This is a genomic window from Mannheimia haemolytica, from assembly GCF_004342115.1.
Classification (GTDB): domain Bacteria; phylum Pseudomonadota; class Gammaproteobacteria; order Enterobacterales; family Pasteurellaceae; genus Mannheimia; species Mannheimia haemolytica.
In genome coordinates, this window is the sequence record NZ_SMAC01000025.1 from 28,098 (window position 1) to 46,516 (window position 18,419).

20 protein-coding genes, 1 other RNA gene, 2 pseudogenes and 1 other annotated feature are annotated in these 18,419 nt (G+C 41.0%); of the genes and pseudogenes, 7 read left to right on the top strand and 16 right to left on the bottom strand.

Translation table 11 applies throughout. From position 1 onward, the window contains the following. Positions 1 to 12 precede the first annotated feature (12 nt). From EDC41_RS09750 to rsmC, 3 genes are all read right to left on the bottom strand, one after another. Positions 13 to 453 carry a GNAT family N-acetyltransferase gene (locus EDC41_RS09750; protein ID WP_006250269.1) on the bottom strand — a complete coding sequence of 147 codons (441 nt, stop codon included), beginning with the start codon at positions 451 to 453 and terminating at the stop codon, positions 13 to 15. 66 nt (positions 454 to 519) lie between these two features. Then, a complete protein-coding gene (locus EDC41_RS09755; RefSeq protein ID WP_006250899.1) occupies positions 520 to 993 on the bottom strand; it encodes a virulence RhuM family protein in 474 nt (157 codons plus the stop codon). 21 nt (positions 994 to 1,014) lie between these two features. Further along, positions 1,015 to 1,137 (bottom strand) — a sequence feature (His leader region). 129 nt (positions 1,138 to 1,266) lie between these two features. Then, a complete protein-coding gene (gene rsmC, locus EDC41_RS09760; RefSeq protein ID WP_006250898.1) occupies positions 1,267 to 2,256 on the bottom strand; it encodes a 16S rRNA (guanine(1207)-N(2))-methyltransferase RsmC in 990 nt (329 codons plus the stop codon). 128 nt (positions 2,257 to 2,384) lie between these two features. Between rsmC and EDC41_RS09765 the strand changes: the two genes are divergently transcribed. Beyond that, positions 2,385 to 2,807: a DNA polymerase III subunit psi gene (locus tag EDC41_RS09765; protein ID WP_006250272.1), complete on the top strand. Its 423-nt coding sequence runs from the start codon at positions 2,385 to 2,387 to the stop codon at positions 2,805 to 2,807. Then, on the top strand, positions 2,800 to 3,237 hold the full coding sequence (gene rimI, locus EDC41_RS09770) for a ribosomal protein S18-alanine N-acetyltransferase (RefSeq protein WP_006250273.1): 438 nt from the start codon (positions 2,800 to 2,802) through the stop codon (positions 3,235 to 3,237). Before EDC41_RS09765 ends, rimI begins: the two co-directional genes overlap by 8 nt. 48 nt (positions 3,238 to 3,285) lie before the next feature. On the opposite strand, the gene typA is transcribed toward rimI, so the two are convergent. Together typA and EDC41_RS09780 are read right to left on the bottom strand one after the other, a co-directional pair. Next, entirely contained in the window at positions 3,286 to 5,133 is a 1,848-nt protein-coding gene (typA, locus tag EDC41_RS09775; protein ID WP_020824261.1) for a translational GTPase TypA, read from the bottom strand. 190 nt (positions 5,134 to 5,323) lie between these two features. Continuing rightward, complete coding sequence (locus tag EDC41_RS09780; RefSeq protein WP_020824262.1) at positions 5,324 to 6,007, bottom strand: YggS family pyridoxal phosphate-dependent enzyme; 684 nt, start codon at positions 6,005 to 6,007, stop codon at positions 5,324 to 5,326. Between the two features lie 70 nt (positions 6,008 to 6,077). On the opposite strand from EDC41_RS09780, the gene EDC41_RS09785 reads away from it, so the two are divergent. The 3 genes from EDC41_RS09785 to EDC41_RS09795 all read left to right on the top strand — a co-directional run bounded on the left by EDC41_RS09785 (position 6,078) and on the right by EDC41_RS09795 (position 7,319). Continuing rightward, entirely contained in the window at positions 6,078 to 6,617 is a 540-nt protein-coding gene (locus tag EDC41_RS09785; RefSeq protein ID WP_006250895.1) for a KdsC family phosphatase, read from the top strand. A 137-nt stretch (positions 6,618 to 6,754) separates the two neighbouring features. Next, positions 6,755 to 7,045 carry a BrnT family toxin gene (locus EDC41_RS09790; RefSeq protein WP_006250894.1) on the top strand — a complete coding sequence of 97 codons (291 nt, stop codon included), beginning with the start codon at positions 6,755 to 6,757 and terminating at the stop codon, positions 7,043 to 7,045. After that, positions 7,017 to 7,319 carry a BrnA antitoxin family protein gene (locus EDC41_RS09795; RefSeq protein WP_006250278.1) on the top strand — a complete coding sequence of 101 codons (303 nt, stop codon included), beginning with the start codon at positions 7,017 to 7,019 and terminating at the stop codon, positions 7,317 to 7,319. Before EDC41_RS09790 ends, EDC41_RS09795 begins: the two co-directional genes overlap by 29 nt. A gap of 17 nt (positions 7,320 to 7,336) precedes the next feature. On the opposite strand, the gene EDC41_RS09800 is transcribed toward EDC41_RS09795, so the two are convergent. Beyond that, complete coding sequence (locus EDC41_RS09800; protein ID WP_031200775.1) at positions 7,337 to 7,645, bottom strand: DUF3144 domain-containing protein; 309 nt, start codon at positions 7,643 to 7,645, stop codon at positions 7,337 to 7,339. A 140-nt stretch (positions 7,646 to 7,785) separates the two neighbouring features. Continuing rightward, on the bottom strand, positions 7,786 to 8,745 hold the full coding sequence (gene rpoH / locus EDC41_RS09805; protein ID WP_006250280.1) for an RNA polymerase sigma factor RpoH: 960 nt from the start codon (positions 8,743 to 8,745) through the stop codon (positions 7,786 to 7,788). Positions 8,746 to 8,910: 165 nt separating this feature from the next. On the opposite strand from rpoH, the gene ssrA reads away from it, so the two are divergent. Together ssrA and EDC41_RS09815 are read left to right on the top strand one after the other, a co-directional pair. Beyond that, positions 8,911 to 9,277: a transfer-messenger RNA gene (gene ssrA, locus EDC41_RS09810) on the top strand. A gap of 197 nt (positions 9,278 to 9,474) precedes the next feature. Further along, positions 9,475 to 10,662, top strand: coding sequence for a tyrosine-type recombinase/integrase (locus tag EDC41_RS09815; RefSeq protein ID WP_006250891.1), 1,188 nt, complete (start codon positions 9,475 to 9,477; stop codon positions 10,660 to 10,662). Between the two features lie 61 nt (positions 10,663 to 10,723). Here the strand turns inward: EDC41_RS09815 and EDC41_RS09820 are convergent, their stop codons facing one another. From EDC41_RS09820 to tig, 9 genes and pseudogenes are all read right to left on the bottom strand, one after another. Then, positions 10,724 to 10,963, bottom strand: coding sequence for a hypothetical protein (locus tag EDC41_RS09820; protein WP_006250890.1), 240 nt, complete (start codon positions 10,961 to 10,963; stop codon positions 10,724 to 10,726). Beyond that, positions 10,963 to 11,070, bottom strand: a pseudogene (locus EDC41_RS09825) (Rha family transcriptional regulator); the annotation flags it as partial. The pseudogene EDC41_RS09825 and the gene EDC41_RS09820, both read right to left, overlap by 1 nt. 38 nt (positions 11,071 to 11,108) lie before the next feature. Continuing rightward, complete coding sequence (locus tag EDC41_RS13910; protein ID WP_230269128.1) at positions 11,109 to 11,351, bottom strand: pertactin-like passenger domain-containing protein; 243 nt, start codon at positions 11,349 to 11,351, stop codon at positions 11,109 to 11,111. A gap of 33 nt (positions 11,352 to 11,384) precedes the next feature. Then, positions 11,385 to 13,709, bottom strand: a pseudogene (locus EDC41_RS09835) (S6 family peptidase); the annotation flags it as partial. 69 nt (positions 13,710 to 13,778) lie between these two features. Further along, complete coding sequence (gene cysE / locus EDC41_RS09840; protein ID WP_006250292.1) at positions 13,779 to 14,594, bottom strand: serine O-acetyltransferase; 816 nt, start codon at positions 14,592 to 14,594, stop codon at positions 13,779 to 13,781. Positions 14,595 to 14,609: 15 nt separating this feature from the next. Then, the gene (gene gpsA, locus EDC41_RS09845; RefSeq protein ID WP_032844688.1) at positions 14,610 to 15,620 is read right to left on the bottom strand and encodes an NAD(P)H-dependent glycerol-3-phosphate dehydrogenase; all 1,011 of its coding nucleotides are present in this window, start codon (positions 15,618 to 15,620) and stop codon (positions 14,610 to 14,612) included. Between the two features lie 106 nt (positions 15,621 to 15,726). Continuing rightward, positions 15,727 to 16,227 (bottom strand): protein-export chaperone SecB, encoded by a 501-nt coding sequence (gene secB / locus EDC41_RS09850; RefSeq protein WP_006250294.1) that lies wholly within the window; start codon positions 16,225 to 16,227, stop codon positions 15,727 to 15,729. A gap of 20 nt (positions 16,228 to 16,247) precedes the next feature. Beyond that, a complete protein-coding gene (locus EDC41_RS09855) occupies positions 16,248 to 16,700 on the bottom strand; it encodes a rhodanese-like domain-containing protein (protein WP_006250885.1) in 453 nt (150 codons plus the stop codon). Between the two features lie 115 nt (positions 16,701 to 16,815). Next, the gene (gene tig / locus EDC41_RS09860) at positions 16,816 to 18,114 is read right to left on the bottom strand and encodes a trigger factor (protein WP_006250884.1); all 1,299 of its coding nucleotides are present in this window, start codon (positions 18,112 to 18,114) and stop codon (positions 16,816 to 16,818) included. Positions 18,115 to 18,419 lie beyond the last annotated feature (305 nt).

Genomic DNA, 18,419 nt, shown 5'->3' on the forward strand with positions numbered 1-18,419 from the left:
TTTATACATAGTTTAGAAATTTTTTCGATATTGAATAATACCGCTATCATTAGCTAATTTATTATAAAGCTGTTGTGCTTGATGATTGTTTTTATCTGTTACCCAATATACTCGGTTATATCCTTTTTCCTGTGCATATCGATAAATATATTCAATTAATTCTTTTCCTATGCCTTGGTTGCGATATTCAGCTAAAACAAATAAATCTTCCAAATAACAGCATTCAGTTAAATTCCAAGTATTTGGGTGAATCACAATATGAACAAAACCAACCATTCTGTTATCAACAAAAGCCCCAAATCCCTTTACATTTTCACTCTCTGAAACTTTCTGCCAAGTTGATTGAATAATATCATCTGCTAAATTCACTTGATAAAAATCTAAATATTGTTGCCACAATAGTTTCCATTCAGTGAGATTTTTGGAGGCTAACGGCGAAATATTAATACTCATATTTTTTCCTGTTATGCTTTTAATAAAATAAAGTGTTCAATCAGTTTAATCATCAGTTCTTTTTGTTCAGGCAAACTTTCTGCCACCAACAAGGCTAAGGCAACCAGTGTATTGACTGAGCAAACCAATCACCTGCTCAAACTCGATACCTCGTTCCTGCAAACGGCGTTCGTTAAGGGCATAGCCTTTTACCAGATAGTCTTTTAGGCGAGCGGTTGCCCAGATACGAAACTGAGTGCCAGCTTTGGAATTCACCCGATAGCCAACAGAAATAATCGCATCTAGATTATAAAATTCCACTTGGCGAACGACTTCTCTAGCACCTTCAATTTGAACTGTTGCATTTTTTGCAACAGTTGCCTCACGCTCCAGTTCACCTTCTTGGTAGATATTTCGTAAGTGCCGAGAAATAACAGACTTGTCTCGTCCAAAAATATCTGCCATTTGCTGTAAACTTAGCCACACCGTTTCCTTATCAAACTGCACGGAAACTTGGGTTTTGCCGTCTTGGCTTTGGTAAATTTCAATCGGGTTTTTCATATTATTCCCAAATTTTATCTATAAAAAAATCTCTCGAAAGTTGCCTTCCGAGAGATCTTTATTGATTTGCTACACTTGCTCGGAAGAGTTATCTTCCGCACACACCAAATGCCCGAAAGATATCAGGTTAAAGTGTGGTGGTGATGTAAAGTGTAGTTTAAATTCATTGCATTACTCCAAAACAGTATGAACAGAATTTACGTCAAGCCGGCAGAAATATCAAGCACTTTTTTAAGCAAATATCGGCTTTTTTATAACCGTTTGTTCTGCCTATTATGTTCTTGCGGAATACACCTTAAACTTGGTGGATTTTGCCAGTACGTCGTGTTTGCCGAAGGCTTTATCGAGCAAATCTGGGTAAGGCAAGAATGCGTTTGCGACAATTCGCAGCTCACCGCCTTTGGTTAGGTGATTTTTAGCTTGGAAAATCAACTCCTCCACCGCTCGGTAGGCGGTATCGACCCCGTCGTGGAATGGTGGGTTGGAGACAATTAAATCAAACCGTTCATTAATGTGAGAGAACACATCACTTGCTACCACTTCCCCCTCTAACTGATTTTCCGCCAAAGTACGTCTGCCGGATTCCAACGCCATTGCGTGAATATCGCTCATCGTCAGTTTGATTTTCGGAAATTGTTGTTTGAGCGTTGCCCCAATCACGCCAGCCCCACAGCCTAAATCTAACACTTTGCCTTTTAGCCTGTCTGCTTTGTCGAAGGTTGAAAGCAATAATTTGGTGCCGTTATCCAGCTCCGCCGAGCTAAAAACCGCTGGTAGAGCGAACACATCTAAGTCTTGCAAGCGGTAGGATTTCCAGAATTTTTTGCAATCGAATGTCGGCACGGTCTGTAGCTCAAAATGGTATAAACCACAACGGCGTGCAGAGTCGATTTTGGCAATACTGCCGAACGGTTCGAGCAATTTTTCTACCGAACGAACACCAGCTCGGTTTTCGCCGATAATCAACATTTCTTGCCCTGCTTGGCATTGCGACAGCCATTGTAGCAGTTGGAATTGGCATTCCTGCTTGTTCTTCGTCCAATAAAACACCGCTAACTCGGCACTCAAACCACATTCTAAGCCAAATTCAACCTCACTATGGTGGCGTGCGTAATCAAAATAGCTACTGAATACCGCAACCTTTTCCGCACGAGATTGCAGCTGGCGGGCAAAATCATCTCGCACATCGCCAAATAATAACACCGACTTGTTTTCAAATAACGCCAAATGGCGTTCAAGTACTTCGCTTTCTAAAGAGAGCATTTTCTTACCTTATCTAAAAAATTAGCGTGAATATACCGAATTTAAGTACAGAAATCTTGAATTTTTTGAAAAAAGTTTCTGTTCAAGCGGAGTTTTGATACTATTTGCAAAATTTGATGAGGTTTTAAATGAATCGTCGTGATTTACTGTTACAGGAAATGGGTATTTCGCAATGGGTGCTAACCAATCCCCAAGTGCTAAAAGGCGATGCTCAAATCCGCCTAAACAATGCGGTAAAATTGGTGGTAGTGTGTGAGGAAGATCACCAACACAGCCGGCTCTTTGCCGATATTCTGCGTGCTTTAAAGTTAAAAAACAGCGAATATCAATGGCTGACTGGCGAACAATCACAACGTTTGGTGTTTGAGCATTCGCCGATCTTTTGGCTGATTCAAGCGGAAGAACAAGCGGTCAAAATGGCAAAAAGTTTTACTAATCAGACCGCTTGGAAAAACGAGTCTTGGCAAGATTTAGCCAAATCTACGACCAAACGCCAACTTTGGCAACAAATTGATACTTTTTCGGCACAATTTGGAGAACAGCGTGATTGAGCAAATTCAAGCGGAAGATTTCGAGCAGTTATTTGAAATTGAGCAACAAGCCCATTTAGTGCCGTGGTCAAAGGGGACGTTATTAAATAATCAGGGTGAAAAATACCTGAATTTAAAAGTGGTAGAGCAAAACAAAATTGTGGCTTTTGCCATTAGTCATATCGTGCTAGATGAAGCAACCTTATTTAACATTGCAGTTGCTCCTGATTTTCAAGGCAAAGGCATTGGCAAGCGGTTACTTTCCGAATTAATTTTGCAACTGCAACAACGGAAACTCACCACCCTGTGGTTGGAAGTGCGAGAATCCAACCATTCTGCCAGAAAACTCTACGATTCACTCGGTTTTAATGAAGTTACCACCCGCAAAAACTATTACCCCACGCCAAACGGTAGCAAAGAAAATGCGGTGGTAATGGCGTTATATTTGTAGGGAGAATTTAAAACCAAAAGAGCGACCTCAGTCGCTCTTTTTTATCAGTTAGTGCGTGCTGGTACTGGTTGTAGTACGGCTTGCACGTTTCCGGTCGTTTTCAGTTAATAAACGTTTACGAATACGCACTGATTGTGGTGTTACTTCCACTAATTCGTCATCGTCAATAAACTCTAACGCTTGTTCTAGAGTGAAACGCACCGGTGTGGTTAAAACGATGGCATCGTCTTTACCTGATGCACGCATATTGGTTAATTTCTTACCCTGTAAGCAGTTTACGGTTAAATCGTTTGAACGGCTGTGAATCCCGATAATTTGCCCTTCATATACATCAACACCGTGGTCGATCATTAATTTTCCACGCTCTTGTAAGCCAAATAATGCGTATGCTAATGCCTTACCCGTTGCGTTAGAAATTAACACACCGTTTTTACGCTGGCCGATTTCGCCCGGTTTTACGTCATCATAATGACTGAATGTTGAGTAAAGTAAACCTGTACCTGAGGTCATCGTCATAAATTCGTTACGGAAGCCGATTAAGCCACGGCTTGGAATCACATATTCTAAGCGAGTGCGTCCTTTGCCGTCCGGAATCATATCACGCACTTCACCTTTACGGATACCAAGTGCTTCCATCACTGAACCTTGGTGTTGCTCTTCGATATCAATCGTCACTTGCTCAAACGGCTCTTGTTTTTTGCCGTCTTCTTCACGGTAGATTACTTTCGGGCGAGACACTGCTAACTCGTAACCTTCACGACGCATATTTTCGATTAATACCGATAAGTGTAATTCGCCACGACCTGACACACGGAATTCGTCTGGGTTGGGTGTTTCTTCCACACGAAGTGCTACGTTGTGGACTAATTCTTTGTTTAAACGCTCAAGAATTTGGCGAGAAGTTACAAATTTACCTTCTTGACCACAGAATGGCGAGGTGTTTACACAGAAGAACATGGTTACCGTTGGCTCATCTACGCTTAATGCAGGTAACGCTTCCACCGCATTAATATCACAAATCGTATCTGAAATATTTAATTCACCTAAACCTGTAATTGCCACGATATCGCCTGCGAAGGCTTCAGTTGCTTCAAAGCGTTGTAAACCTAAATGCCCTAATACTTGACCGATACGACCTTGGCGGGTTTTGCCATCGCTGCCTACTACCGTTACCGCTTGGTTAGGTTTTACCGAACCACGTTTGATACGACCGATACCGATAACGCCTACATAGTTGTTATAGTCTAATTGCGAGATTTGCATTTGGAACGGAGCCTCTAATTCCACTTGTGGCGGCTGAACGTGCTTCACAATCGCTTCATAAAGCGGGGTCATATCTTCTGCCAACTCTTCGTGTTCTAAACCAGCCACGCCGTTTAACGCAGAAGCGTAAATGATAGGGAAATCTAATTGCTCGTCTGTTGCACCTAAATTTACGAAGAGATCGAACACTTGATCAACCACCCAGTCAGGACGAGCGCCAGGGCGGTCCACTTTGTTAATAACTACGATTGGCTTTAAGCCGTGAGCAAAGGCTTTTTGGGTAACGAAACGGGTTTGTGGCATCGGGCCGTCAAAGGCATCTACCACTAAAAGCACCGAATCTACCATTGAAAGTACACGCTCAACCTCACCACCGAAGTCAGCGTGCCCTGGGGTATCTACGATATTGATGTGATAACCATTCCAGTTAATTGCCGTATTTTTTGCAAGAATGGTAATACCACGCTCTTTTTCCAAATCGTTGGAGTCCATCACACGCTCGTCCACGTCGCCTCGGGTGTCACCAAAGGTGCCGGATTGTTGTAAAAGTTTATCAACCAGCGTTGTTTTACCGTGGTCAACGTGAGCAATAATTGCAATGTTACGCAATTTATTAATATCTACATTTTGCATTGGAATATCTTTTTTTATTGAGTGAAAATAAAAACTCTCGCCCATCAAAACCGGCGAGAGTCTAGAAATTGGAGGTCGAATTATACAGAGTTTTTCAGAATTTGGCTACAAAACAAGCGGTCTAAATTTGCAAAAATTTTACAATTTAAGACTACTTGCCAGATTCATTCCTTTGTTATGCCGATAAATTTTAGCGATAATCCCTCGCCCCAAAAATCGCCGTGCCTATTCTCACCATTGTAGAACCACATTCAATGGCGGCTTGCATATCGTCAGACATTCCCATTGAAAGGGTGTCAATGCCCTCAAATTCTGCTTGCAAGCGGTGAAAAAGTTGCTGCATTTTGCAAAAAGCGATTTTTTGTTGCTCCGGCTCACTTTCCGGTTTTGGGATTGCCATTAAACCACGTAATTTCAAATTCGGTAATTGAGAAATCGCTTGGGCTAAAGATAACATTTCGTCCGGCTCAATGCCTGATTTTGAGGCTTCATCGCTGATATTAATTTGAATCAATACATTAAGCGGTGCTTTTCCTATCGGGCGTTGTTCGCTTAAACGCTCGGCAATTTTGAGCCTATCCACCGTTTGAATCCAATCAAAATGAGCTGCAACTAACTTGGTTTTATTCGATTGTAACGGACCAATAAAGTGCCATTCCAAGTCTGAACGATTTGCAAAACATTCGATTTTTTCGATCGCTTCCTGCACATAATTCTCACCAAATGCACGCTGACCGCCCTCTATCGCCTCTTGAATGGCTTCTACCGGCTTGGTTTTCGAGACGGCAAGTAGCCGTACGTCATCACGTTGGTGTTGTTGGGAAATTTGCTGAATTTGTTGATGGATTTGCGATAAATTCTCGGCAATCGACATTTCGGTTCCTTTGGTAAACGGAGGTAAAAAAGCTATAATGGCAAAATCATACCATATTTGAGGCAAAAAAATGTTAGATCTCACCAAGATTAAATTAGTGATTACCGATGTGGACGGCGTGCTAACCGATGGCGGAATGTACTACACCGACCAAGGCGAAGTAATGAAACGTTTCCACGTTCACGATGGTTTAGGCGTTAAGATGTTACAAAGTTGTGGCATTAAAGTGGCAGTACTCTCGGGCGGCGATACGGCTTTGCTCCGCAAACGGTTAGAGGTGCTGAAAATTGATCTCGCTTTGTTAGGCAAAATGGAAAAACGCTCCGCCTGCTTTGAGCTAATGCAGCAAGCCGGTGTTACCCCTGAGCAAACGGCTTACATTGGTGATGACACCTTAGATTTACCGGCTTTTGAAGTGTGTGGCATTGCGATTGCAACCCGTAACGCCCTCGATTACATCAAAGAAAAAGCAGATTGGGTATTGCAAAAAGCCGGTGGTGAAGGGGCGTTTCGTGAAGTCTCCGACCAAATTTTGGAGGCTCAAGGATTCGGTGAAATTTTTAAAACCGCAGATGGTTTTTTTACGGTAGCGGGGAAAATGGCTCAGTAGACTCTTCAAGCAGTTAAATTTCATTTTATTTTTGCGATCTGCATCGAAAAAATGTATTTCTAATCTGATTTTCAAATTACTGTTTGCTAAATTAAATTTAGTTCTTGTTAGATTTATTTTATGTATATACAATAATTATGAAAATTTATACTTGGGACGAAACTAAACGCAAAATCAATTTAGCCAAGCACGGATTAGATTTTGCCGATGCAGATGAAGTTCTCTCATCGCCCTATCGATTTGATGTTGAAGTTATTCGTAACAATGAATTTAGAATACAATCTTTTGCATATTCATTTGGACGTTTACTCGTATTATCACTTGCATATACAGAAAGGGAAGATTACATCAGAGTAATTAGCTTTCGGCGAGCATCTAAAGCAGAAAGAGAGGCATATTATGAATACTTACAACAATACTTTGAATAATAAAAATTTAGAGAAAAAACAGCTACTTATGGCTATTCAAGCTATTCCGGCAAGCCAAGATTTTATTTGGGACGGAAAAGATGACGATGAACGCCCGGTTACGCCATCAGAGTTTTCAATTGCAATGAAAAAACGTGGCAGACCAGCTGGTTCAAAGAAAGAATTGGTTTCGTTACGTCTTGATAAAAGCGTTCTTGAAGCCTTTAGAGCTTCAGGTAAAGGTTGGCAAAGTAGAATTAATCAAGTTTTAAGTGATTTTGTAAAACAAGTTTGACCACAAAACAAAGGCGGTTAATCCGCCTTTTTCCCTTCAATATATCGCTCGAAGTTTTGGATATATTCATCTAAATTTGCAGTGAGCATTTCTTTGTATTGCTCCACAAAATATTGAATAACTTCTTCTCTGGAATCGGCCAACTGCTGTTTATATTCCGCCTTGCTTGCCGCAACATAGGCGTTAAATCTGGCACAACCAAACAACATCGCATTGCTGACTTGGTTTGGGGCAATGTTTTTTAAATGAGCGTTGGCAACGTTAATAAAGCCGTCTGCTCGCTGGTAGAAAGTTGGGTCAATTTGTTTATCGGTAATGTTAATCATAGTATCCTCATTTTTAGTCAAAATACAAGCGGTGCTTTTTGCGTAAAATTTTGCACAAACGCTTGCGTTTGAACGTTGGCTCTGCCGACGGCACGAAGTGCGAGCGTAGCGAGTAAAAAAATCACCGCTTGTAGGCATTTCTAGCCGTCTAATGAAATCGCTTCCTTGATTTTCTTCAATGCGGCATTTTCAAGCTGTCTTACCCGCTCTGCCGAGATGTTATATTTATCGGCTAAATCTTGCAGTGTGGCTTTATTGTCATCTAACCAGCGGGTTTTGATGATGTCTTGGCTACGTTCATCAAGGGTGGCTAACGCATAGGCAAGTTGAGCGGTTGCCTGCCCATTATGTTGTTCGTCTTCCAAGTCATCGGCGAAATTGGAGCTGCTATCTTCAATATACATAGAAGGAGCGTAGCTGTCTTCATCGTCATCACCGGCAGGCAGATCAAAACCTAAATCTTGTCCGGTCATTCGAGATTCCATTTCTCGTACTTCTTCCACTGAAACCCCTAAATCATCGGCAACTTTTTTGATCTCTTCTTCATTAAACCACGCCAAGCGGTTTTTATTTTTGCGTAAATTAAAGAATAATTTACGTTGAGCTTTGGTGGTTGCCACTTTCACAATTCGCCAGTTTTTCAGCACATATTCGTGAATTTCCGCTTTCACCCAATGAACCGCAAAAGAAACCAACCGCACGCCGACATTCGGGTCAAACCGTTTTACCGCTTTCATCAAGCCGATATTACCCTCTTGGATCAGATCTGCCAGCGGTAAACCATAGCCCAAATAGCCACGAGCAATATGGATCACAAACCGCATATGGGAAAGGATCAGCTGTTTTGCCGCCTCAACGTCTTCATCATAATAATAACGCTCCGCCAGTTCTTTTTCTTGCTCGGCGGTGAGAATCGGATACTGATTTGCCATTCGGATGTAGCTATCCAAATTGCCCTGCGGCACAGGCATTGAGCCGGAAACCAAAGCCGGATGCATTGCTTCTACCGATGTTTCTTCTTCGTCTATCTCATCAACATCAATCGGCTCGGCATCTATAATTTCAGCATCTTCAATCTCGTTCTCGTTAAATTTTTTCATTCTATTTCTCTTCACTCTCAGCAAGGTTTACATTATAACATCGTTAAATCTATCTGGTGTGGGATTTGTATGATTTTATTTCGAGCTATTCAATACCGCTAAGTTCCGCCACTTGCAAAACTTTTTGCAAATTCGACCGCTTTCCTTTAGAATACCGCTACTTTTGGGGCTGATTTTGGATTCGACGGGATTGGCGAAGCCCAAGGTGCATGTCGAGGTGCGGTAGGCCTCGTAAACAAACCGCAAAATAATAGTCGCAAACGACGAACAATACGCTTTAGCAGCTTAATAACCTGCTTTAAAGCCTTATCTCCTCAGCTTCCGCTCGTAAGACGAGGGCAAAGATAAGTCACCCAAAACGAGATCGTGTGGACGCCGCCGCTTTAGGATCGAAACACTAAATTAAATAAAGCTAGTTTATTCATTGCGTGTCTGTCCGCTGTGAATAAGCGAAATTAAAGACTAGACTAAACATGTAGTACTGAAGGTAGAGAAATTTCGGACGGGGGTTCAAATCCCCCCAGCTCCACCAAATTATAATCCTATACGGTTCAACCGATACCTAAAAAGCCTTGAAAATCAATGTTTCAAGGCTTTTTTATTGTCCGTTGCGTACCTATACGATACAATCAAATCCGAAGATTTTAGGAGTATATTTAGGAGTACGCCGAAATACCCCCAAAAATTCGTACTCCTAAGATTTAGGCTTTATACTCCTAAAGGTTTACTATGGCTAGAAAAATCACACCGTTAAACGATACCCAAATAAGAAAAGCGAAACCGGAAGACAGCCCATTAAGAGACGGTAACGGCTTACTACTTGTTATTACCTCAAATTCTAAATTGTGGCGGTTTAGGTATGAAAGACCGTTCACAAAAAAGCGGAATGATTTAAGCATTGGGGCTTACCCTGATATTTCTTTAGCACAAGCGAGAGAAATTAGAGAAGAATATAGGGCATTATTGGCTCAAAATATCGACCCTCAAACCCACCGCCAACAACAGGAACAGGCAAAGGCCAACGAAATCAGCAACACTTATGAAAATGTAGCGTGGGCGTGGCTGGAACACCGCAAGACCAAGAAGAATTTTTCAGACAACTACCAAAAAGATGTAATCGCCTTAATTAAAAATAACCTCTTGCCGCACTTTGGAAGAATGCCTATCACACAAATAACCGCACCAATGGCAATCAAGGCATTCAAGCAATACCAAGACGAGGGCAAACTAGAGAAGTTAAAACGGGCAATTCAAAAACATAATGAAATTATGATGTTTGCCGTACACCGTGAAATGATACCGTTTAACCCTACCGCCAATATTGCGAAAGAGTTTGATAGCCCAACGGTTGAACATTTCAAAACCATTAAGCCGGAAGATTTAGGCGAGTTTTTATACACCTTACAAAACGCCCAAATTCATTTACAGACACGCTATTTAATTCTGTGGCAGTTACTCACAATGACCCGCCCGAATGAAGCGGCTAAGGCAAAATGGGCGGATATAGACGAAAAAGCCAAACTGTGGACGATACCGGCGGAAAATATGAAGCGAGGCATTGAGCATAAAATCACACTCTCACGCCAAGCAATCGCACTTTTGCGAGAGATTAAAAAGCTAAGTGGCGGTAAAACGTATTTATTCCCTAGCGTGAAGAACCCACAAACGCACGTCAATACTCAAACCGCCAACGGTGCGATCAAACGAATGGGCTACAAGGGCAAATTAGTGGCTCACGGCTTGCGGGCCATCGCCTCCACTTATCTTAATGAGAAAGGCTACAATAGCGATTTAATCGAGGTTGCCTTATCGCATTTAAACAGCGACCGAATCAAAGCCGCCTATGATAGAGGCGAACGCCTAGAGCAACGTTTTAAACTGCTCCAAGTGTGGGCGGATTTCCCTCCGCTTGTTTAATCGGGTTATATGGTGTCGGCTCAAATTCGCCCTTGTCCACGTTGGCAACGTGTATAGCCGTTTATTCAAGCTGTTTGATTAAATACTTAGCCCCATTTCTGAACGCTTTAAAATGGCGGTTTTGGTCGCTTGTTAGGGTGCTTGTTGTTTTTAATTCCGCCATCAGTACAAGCCCCATTTTCAAACGGTCGGCGAGTTCGGTGCATTCCTCCGCCATCAGCTTTTTAAAGTGGTAGCAGTCGGGGAAATCCTGCTTACACCGCTCAACGGCGATTTTATTTAGGGCAAAAGTGCGGTTCATTTGTGGGTAAAGCCCATCACTAAAAGCGTAAAGCCGTCTTGGGTCATTAAATACATCTTTCTTGATTTCCCTTGTTCATCAATATATTTAGCCACCTTAAAATTGAGGTGGCTAGCCTTCTTCAAATTAATGTATTTATAGAAGATCATAAAACGCCCCTTTGCGTAGTGGGTGTGCCAATTTGGGAAATTTTTGCCTTAAAAGCACCGCTTGCATGCTCTACATTTATCAAATCACTTATTGTTTGAGCAAAGTAAGTGATAAAGTTAATAACCCCACTTCCGCTAAGGCTATTAATATTTAAAGTATTTGGCTCACCCACATTATTGTCTAAGGTGATTGTCGCATTATCTACATTCAATTTATTGACATTGCTGTTTCCTGTCATTACCCAGCTAGAACCATTTCGCAAGTTTATTTGGCTATCGCCATTGCTTTCAATTGTCCCAATAAGATCAGCCTTACTACCTAATTCAAAACGTGCATTCTGAGTTAATTTAATATCACTATTGACTGTAGTGCGTTGCCAACTATGTAAATCCTTATCAGATAACACAGATAAATTACAACTTGCTATGCCGGTACGATCCTAACGAACACATGATTGAGATTTCCCCTGTGTGAAACCAACTTGAGCTGTTGCATTGTCACTCAAATTAAAATTACCGTTTACTTCAACTACATTACGGCTAACTTCAATTTTCCCATTATCCTTAGCTTGAAAGGTTGTTGCGCTAAAGGTTCGATTAATCCATTCACCTTCTTTTATAATTTCCTTATTAATTGTTTTTTTATTTTCATCAAGAACTTGGCGTGCATATGGAATCGGGCGACCGGATAAAATAATTTCAGCATCATTCTCTGCTGACAAAATCCCATCTAGTGTGGTACCTCCAGTTAAAAGGAGCTTCCCCCCTGCATTAATAGGCTTGAAGTGAATGTTTAACTTTCCGTTCTCTCTGCTTGAGTCAGATTCGCCAAAATAGCCATTGTAAGCATAAAGTTGATTTTCTAGTGCTTTATTTTTCTTTTCAACGACATACTTTTTAGCATCATCATGATTCCAACTTATAAACTTCCACGCATTGTTCTCAAGCACAAAATAGGCGCCTTGGCTACGAAACAGATCAGCATTATAGCCTTCTCCAAAATTAATTGTACGAACATCATTAGCTGTAAATACTTGGCCTACTAAGGAAATATTCGCAGCAGTACCTGCATTATTATTAACAATTCTCGCTCCATCATCGACATTCTGGATCCGATTAAATGTTAAGCTGTTACCGTTTAAATCTAAACGACCGCCACGATAACCAAAATAAATACTGTTAGGATCTACTTGATCAGCGCTATTTAAGATTACTGTTGGTCGTCCACTAACGATCCCAACTTCACTAAATGCCGATTTTTCACCATTTTCGCCCGCTTGTTGGTTAAGAATCACTGTGCCATCTCCAACACTAATTGATCCTAAATTCTTGCCTTTACCAGAAACAGTTAGCGTTCCTTCTCCAATTTTAGATAATCTATCTCCCACCGGATTATGAACTTGCCATTCTACATTCTTATTTTTATCTACAGATATCCCAGCCCCAAGCCACGTTGTCATTTCATTAGCACCGGTTACAACCGCATTACCTGAAAAATATAGCGCTCCGGCTCCCTGATTAATATTATTAGCTAAATTAAGGGTATTGCCATCTCCGGAAATTTTAAGCGTTTTCCCATGGTGTAAAGATGGCTTATGTGGCTTACCTGTTGTTGGGTCAGGCAATGAGGTATCAGCTAAATCAACTACTAATTCAGCCGTGGCCCCCGTAATCCTGCTACTATTTCCAAGTGCAGTCCAAGTGAAAGTCTTTCCACTATCACCTTGCTGTGGATGAGAGCTAAGAGGGCTGTAACTATCATCAAATACATTGCCTTTAAAAACAAAGGTATTAGCATTATTGCTCGTTAACTTTAATGTGGTTCCACCAATTAGGTAAGCATACGGATCCGCAAGTTTTTCCTTTACAGCATTCTTTTCAGCTAAAATGTATTGTGTACCTGAACCTGCACGAATAAACATTGGAAAAATACTTGCATCACGATACAGATCATAATTTTTCTCTTGGGATTGCTCTGCTGGTGCTGTTTCTGTTACTAGTTTATGCAAACGAGGCGTTTGATAGTCATTATGCGTAAATCCCTGAATGGCTTTACTCCCTTTTGGATCATAATCATTGCGTGAAACCAATTGATAATTAAAATGGTGATTATCTGGGTTTTCACTACCAGAATCACCAAACTGCACTGTTCGATAGCCTCTGTTGTGCTCTACACTCACAATATATTGTGGTTTAGTCAGGGTTGCATAACCTCCTCCTCGTGTAATCACAGAGAAGTCAATCATTGGAATATTTTCTAAAGCAATACCTATCTTGTCACCTTGCTTATTAAATATTTCAACATTTTTCGCTCCGACATAAAATTTTCCTTTATTTTCCGCAAGATCTCGGAAATATTGGTAATCTATATCACCACGAACCGTAGAACTATAACTAAGCTGTGCCAATGACAGCCCTACGAATGCAGAAATTAAAGAGAGTTTAAAAGAGGCTGGTTTCATATATTTATCATCCAAAAAATAGAATTTGGCGAATTCTAGCATTAATTGATGACAAAATAAGCATTCAATTACAACGATAGGAAATACATAGCAAATAGTGAAAATAGTAAGCCCGCTTAAGAGCGGGCAAAACATTTGAATAAAGGTTAATTGCAACTTGTACTTAGCAATGTCTAAATCATAAATTAAAGGAATAACTCTTACCTAAATCCCATCACCAAACAAACCTTGCTCATCTTCAAAGTATTGATTCATATCAAAAGCCGGTTTTTGTTCAGAGGATTTGCCGATAATGCGAGCCGGTACACCTGCTGCTGTGGCGTGATCAGGCACAGGTTGTAGCACCACTGAATTTGCCCCGATTTTAGAATAGCGTCCGATTTCAATATTACCGAGAATTTTTGCACCGGCTCCAATCATCACGCCTTCACGGATTTTCGGGTGGCGGTCGCCATTTTCTTTCCCTGTACCGCCTAGTGTTACACCTTGTAAAATCGAGACATCATTTTCGATCACAGAGGTTTCACCCACCACAATACCGGTGGCGTGGTCAAACATAATTCCGCAACCGACCTTTGCCGCAGGATGAATATCCACATCAAAGGCAACAGAAATTTCATTTTGTAAATAAACCGCTAATGCTTTCCTGCCTTGATTCCAAAGATAATGCGTCACCCGATAGCTTTGTAAAGCGTGGAAGCCTTTTAAGTACAGCAGAGGTGTACTCCATTTGTCCACCGCAGGATCTCTAGTTCTGACCGCATTAATATCACAAGCTGCACTAGCAATAATTTGTGGCTCTGCTCGATAAGCTTCCTCAATAATTTCTTTTAAGGCGATTGCCGGCATAATCGGGTTTTCTAACTTATTCGCCAAAATATAACTTAACGCATCGCCTAGATTATGGTGTTTTAAAATGGTAGCGTGGAAAAAACTTGCTAACATAGGTTCACAATTCGCCAGCTCTTTGGCTTCATCTCGAATTGCTTGCCAAATCTGATTAATTTCACTCTGCTGCATTTTATTCTCCTTTCTTTATTCGCCTTTTCGTTCACGCCCCAACAAGGTTTTCACCACATCCGAAGCCTGTTTGCCACAAAATAACATTTGGTAAATTTGTTCTACAATCGGCATTTCAACGCCCTGTGTTTGAGCGAGCAAATAGGCTTCTTTGGTATTATAAAATCCTTCTACCACTTGACCGATTTCCGCTATCGCGACTTCTGCCGATTTTCCTTGCCCTAACGCCAAACCAAATCGGCGGTTTCGGGATTGGTTATCGGTACACGTCAGCACTAAATCTCCAAGCCCCGCCATTCCGGTAAAGGTTTTCGGATCAGCCCCGAGCGAAACACCCAAACGGCTAATCTCCGCCAGCCCTCGAGTAATCAAGGCGGTACGAGCATTCGCCCCGAATCCCATTCCGTCTGAAATACCGGCACCAATTGCAATCACATTTTTAATAGCCCCACCGAGTTGCACACCGATAATATCATTGTTGAGGTAAACTCGGAACGCTTTGGAACAGTGAATCCGTTTTTGCATTTGATCGGCAAAAACAGGATCAGTTGAGGCAAGCGAAATCGCTGTTGGCAAGCCTGCCGCCAGTTCTTTGGCAAAAGTCGGACCGGAAAGCACCGCAAGCGGGTAAATTTCCCCCAAAATTTCCTTAGCTACCGTTTGCAACAAACGCCCGGTATCTCGCTCCAGCCCTTTGGTTGCCCACATTATACGGTGATCTTGGGACAAAAAAGGCTTGATTTGAGCCAATACTTCAGAGAATACATGACTTGGCACCACAATCAGCAGATCTTTCGATTTTTGTACCGCTGTAGCAAGATCTGCGACAATTTCTAAGGCTTCCGGGAATACAATATCAGGCAGAAAATCTTGGTTCATTCGCTCTGATGCCAAAACGGCCATTTTGTCGGGATTATGCCCCCATAAATAGGTTTTGTGACCATTTCGAGAAAGGGCAATGGCTAAAGCTGTTCCATAAGAACCTGCACCTAATACCGTGATTGGGGCAGAATAGATTTCACTCATATTTCCTCTGTTCGGCTTATTTAGAAAATTGCAAAAAATAGTAGAAAAAATAACCGCTTGTAAAAAAATAGGTATGCCTTGCATACCTATTTTCTATCTAAAATGCTTAGTTCGCTAAAGCCGGCTCTTCTGCACTTTCTTCTTGGCGTTGGAGATAATCCATAAATAACGCATCAAAGTTTACCGGTGAGAGATTTAATGCCGGGAATGTACCACGATTCACAAGGCTTGAGATTAGCTCACGAGCATAAGGATAAAGCACATTCGGACATTGTGAAGCTAAGCAGTGAGCAAGTTGAATGCCTTCTAAACCTTTAATAGTAAACACACCTGCTTGTTTTACTTCACAAATGAAAGCGACATCATTGCTGTCTTCTAACGTAGTTTGCACCGTAATGTGTAAGGTAACTTCGTATAAATCTTCACCAATTTCTTTGGTTTCAGTATCTAACTCAAAGCCTAATTGTGGTTTCCACTCTTGTTGGAAAATAGTCGGTAAATTTGGTGCTTCAAATGAAACATCTTTTACATAAATGCGTTGAATTTGAAGCTCAAAAGGGGTTTGTGTAGCTTCTTCTGTTGATGCAACTTGATTTTCTTCTGACATAAAATTTCCTTAATAATAGATTATTTATGTTTTTTAATAGTTGGTAGGCTTGCTGCACGCCAGCCGCCAATCCCTTCTTTTAATACATAAACTCTGCTAAAGCCTTGTTTAGCAAGATCTGCCGCAACACCACCTGAAGTGAAGCCATTAGTATCTACTACAATTACCGGGCGAGCTTTGTATTTATCAATCTGATTGATTTTAGCTGCTTTAATGTCTGACGGTAACACGTGAATGCTATCAATAATATGACCGGCACGGAACTCTTCATCAGAACGTAAATCAACCACTACTGCCTCTTCTTTATTAATCAGCTGTGTAGCCTGTGCGTTATCGACAATTTTATATTTTTGCGTTGCACTTTTATAAAAGCTAAAAATTACCGCAATCAATAATGCAACCCAAGCAAACACCATCAAGGTATGATTGGCAAAAAATTGCTCTAATTGTTGAGCAAAAGTTAGTTGTTCCATAATTCAATTTCCTTAACATCAAAAAATAAGCGGTCGTTTTGATGCAAATTTATCACTAAATTTAACCGCTTGTAAAAGTAATAAAAGGTGAGCAAAAGCCCACCTTATAAGGAAATTATTGAGCTTGTTGTGACATTACTTCGTCAAATGACATTGTTTTTTCAGTCACTTTCGCTTTCGCTAGCACTGCATCAACCGCTTGCTCTTCTAATACCACATTGCGGATATTTTCAGTTAATTGACGGTTTTTCGCATAGTGAGCAACCACTTCAGCCGGTTGTTCGTAAGCTGAAGCGATATCTGCGATCATCTCTTCAACACGTTTTTCATCTACTTTTAATTCGTTAGAACCGATGATTGAAGATAATAATAAGCCCACTTGAACACGGCGTTTAGCTTCTGCTTCAAATAATTCAGCCGGTAATTGAGCTGCCATTTCAGGCTTACCACCAAAACGTTGCACCGCTTGTTGGCGTAATACGTTGATTTCTTCTTCAACCGCAGCAGCCGGCACTTCAACATCATTTTGAGCAATTAAGCCGTTGATTACTTGAGTTTTCACACGTGAAGTGACTGCATTTTTAAGTTCACGTTGCATATTTTTCTTAATTTCTGCGCGTAATTCTTCCACTGATTTTGCATTACCGAATTTTTTCACAAACTCTTCGGTTAATTCCGGTAATACCATCTCTTCTACTTTTTTCAAGGTAATTGCAAATTTCGCTGCTTTGCCTTTTAAGTTTTCAGCGTGGTATTCTTCTGGGAAAGTCACATCAATGTCGAATTGCTCACCCGCTTTACGACCTACGATTCCGTCTTCAAACCCCGGAATCATACGACCTTGCCCCATAAATAACACGAAGTCTGATGCTTTACCGCCTTCGAATTCTTCACCATCTACTGAACCAACGAAATCAATAGTTACACGAGATTCGGCTTTTGCAGCCTCTTGGCTTTCTGACCAAGTCGCTTGTTGTTTGCGTAATACATCTACCATTTTGTCTAAATCAGCGTCTGCGATTTCAACAACCGGTTTTTCTACTTCGATATTCTCTAAACCTTTTAATTCCACTTCTGGGAATACTTCAAATTCCGCAGTAAAGCTGAAGTCTTGACCTGGTTGGTAGTTGTTTGGCGTGAAAGTAGGGCGACCTGCCAAGTTGATTTTTTCAGCAATGACGGCTTCAAAGAATGCACGTTGCATTTCATCAGATAACACATCTTGACGGGCTGCAATACCAAAACGTTGTTCGATAATTGAGTGTGGCACTTTACCTTTACGGAAGCCATCTACACGAGCATTTTTCGCATAGCCTTTTAATTGTTCTTTGTATGCTGCTTCGATTTTATCAGCTGGTACGTTAATAGTAACACGGCGTTTTAAGCCTTCTAATGTTTCAATTGAAAATGACATTCTTAAACCTCGGTTTAGGGATATAAAAAAGATATACAAATAGACGGTTATTGTAGCGTTCTATCAAGAAACTGTCGAGAAGAAACTCATTCGCAAATAAACAGTTTTGTAAAAAATCCCTAAAATCTGACCGCTTGTCAATGGGCTTGCCTACAAGCGGTCTTTTTTCACCGATTTTTGCAAATGAAATGATATGGCTAGCTTAATCAACATAAAAGTAAAAGAGGCATACCTTTCGATATGCCTCTTTCTAGTTTTTATTTAGCTTTTCGCTTTATCAAACAATCTTAATTATTTGATGATTT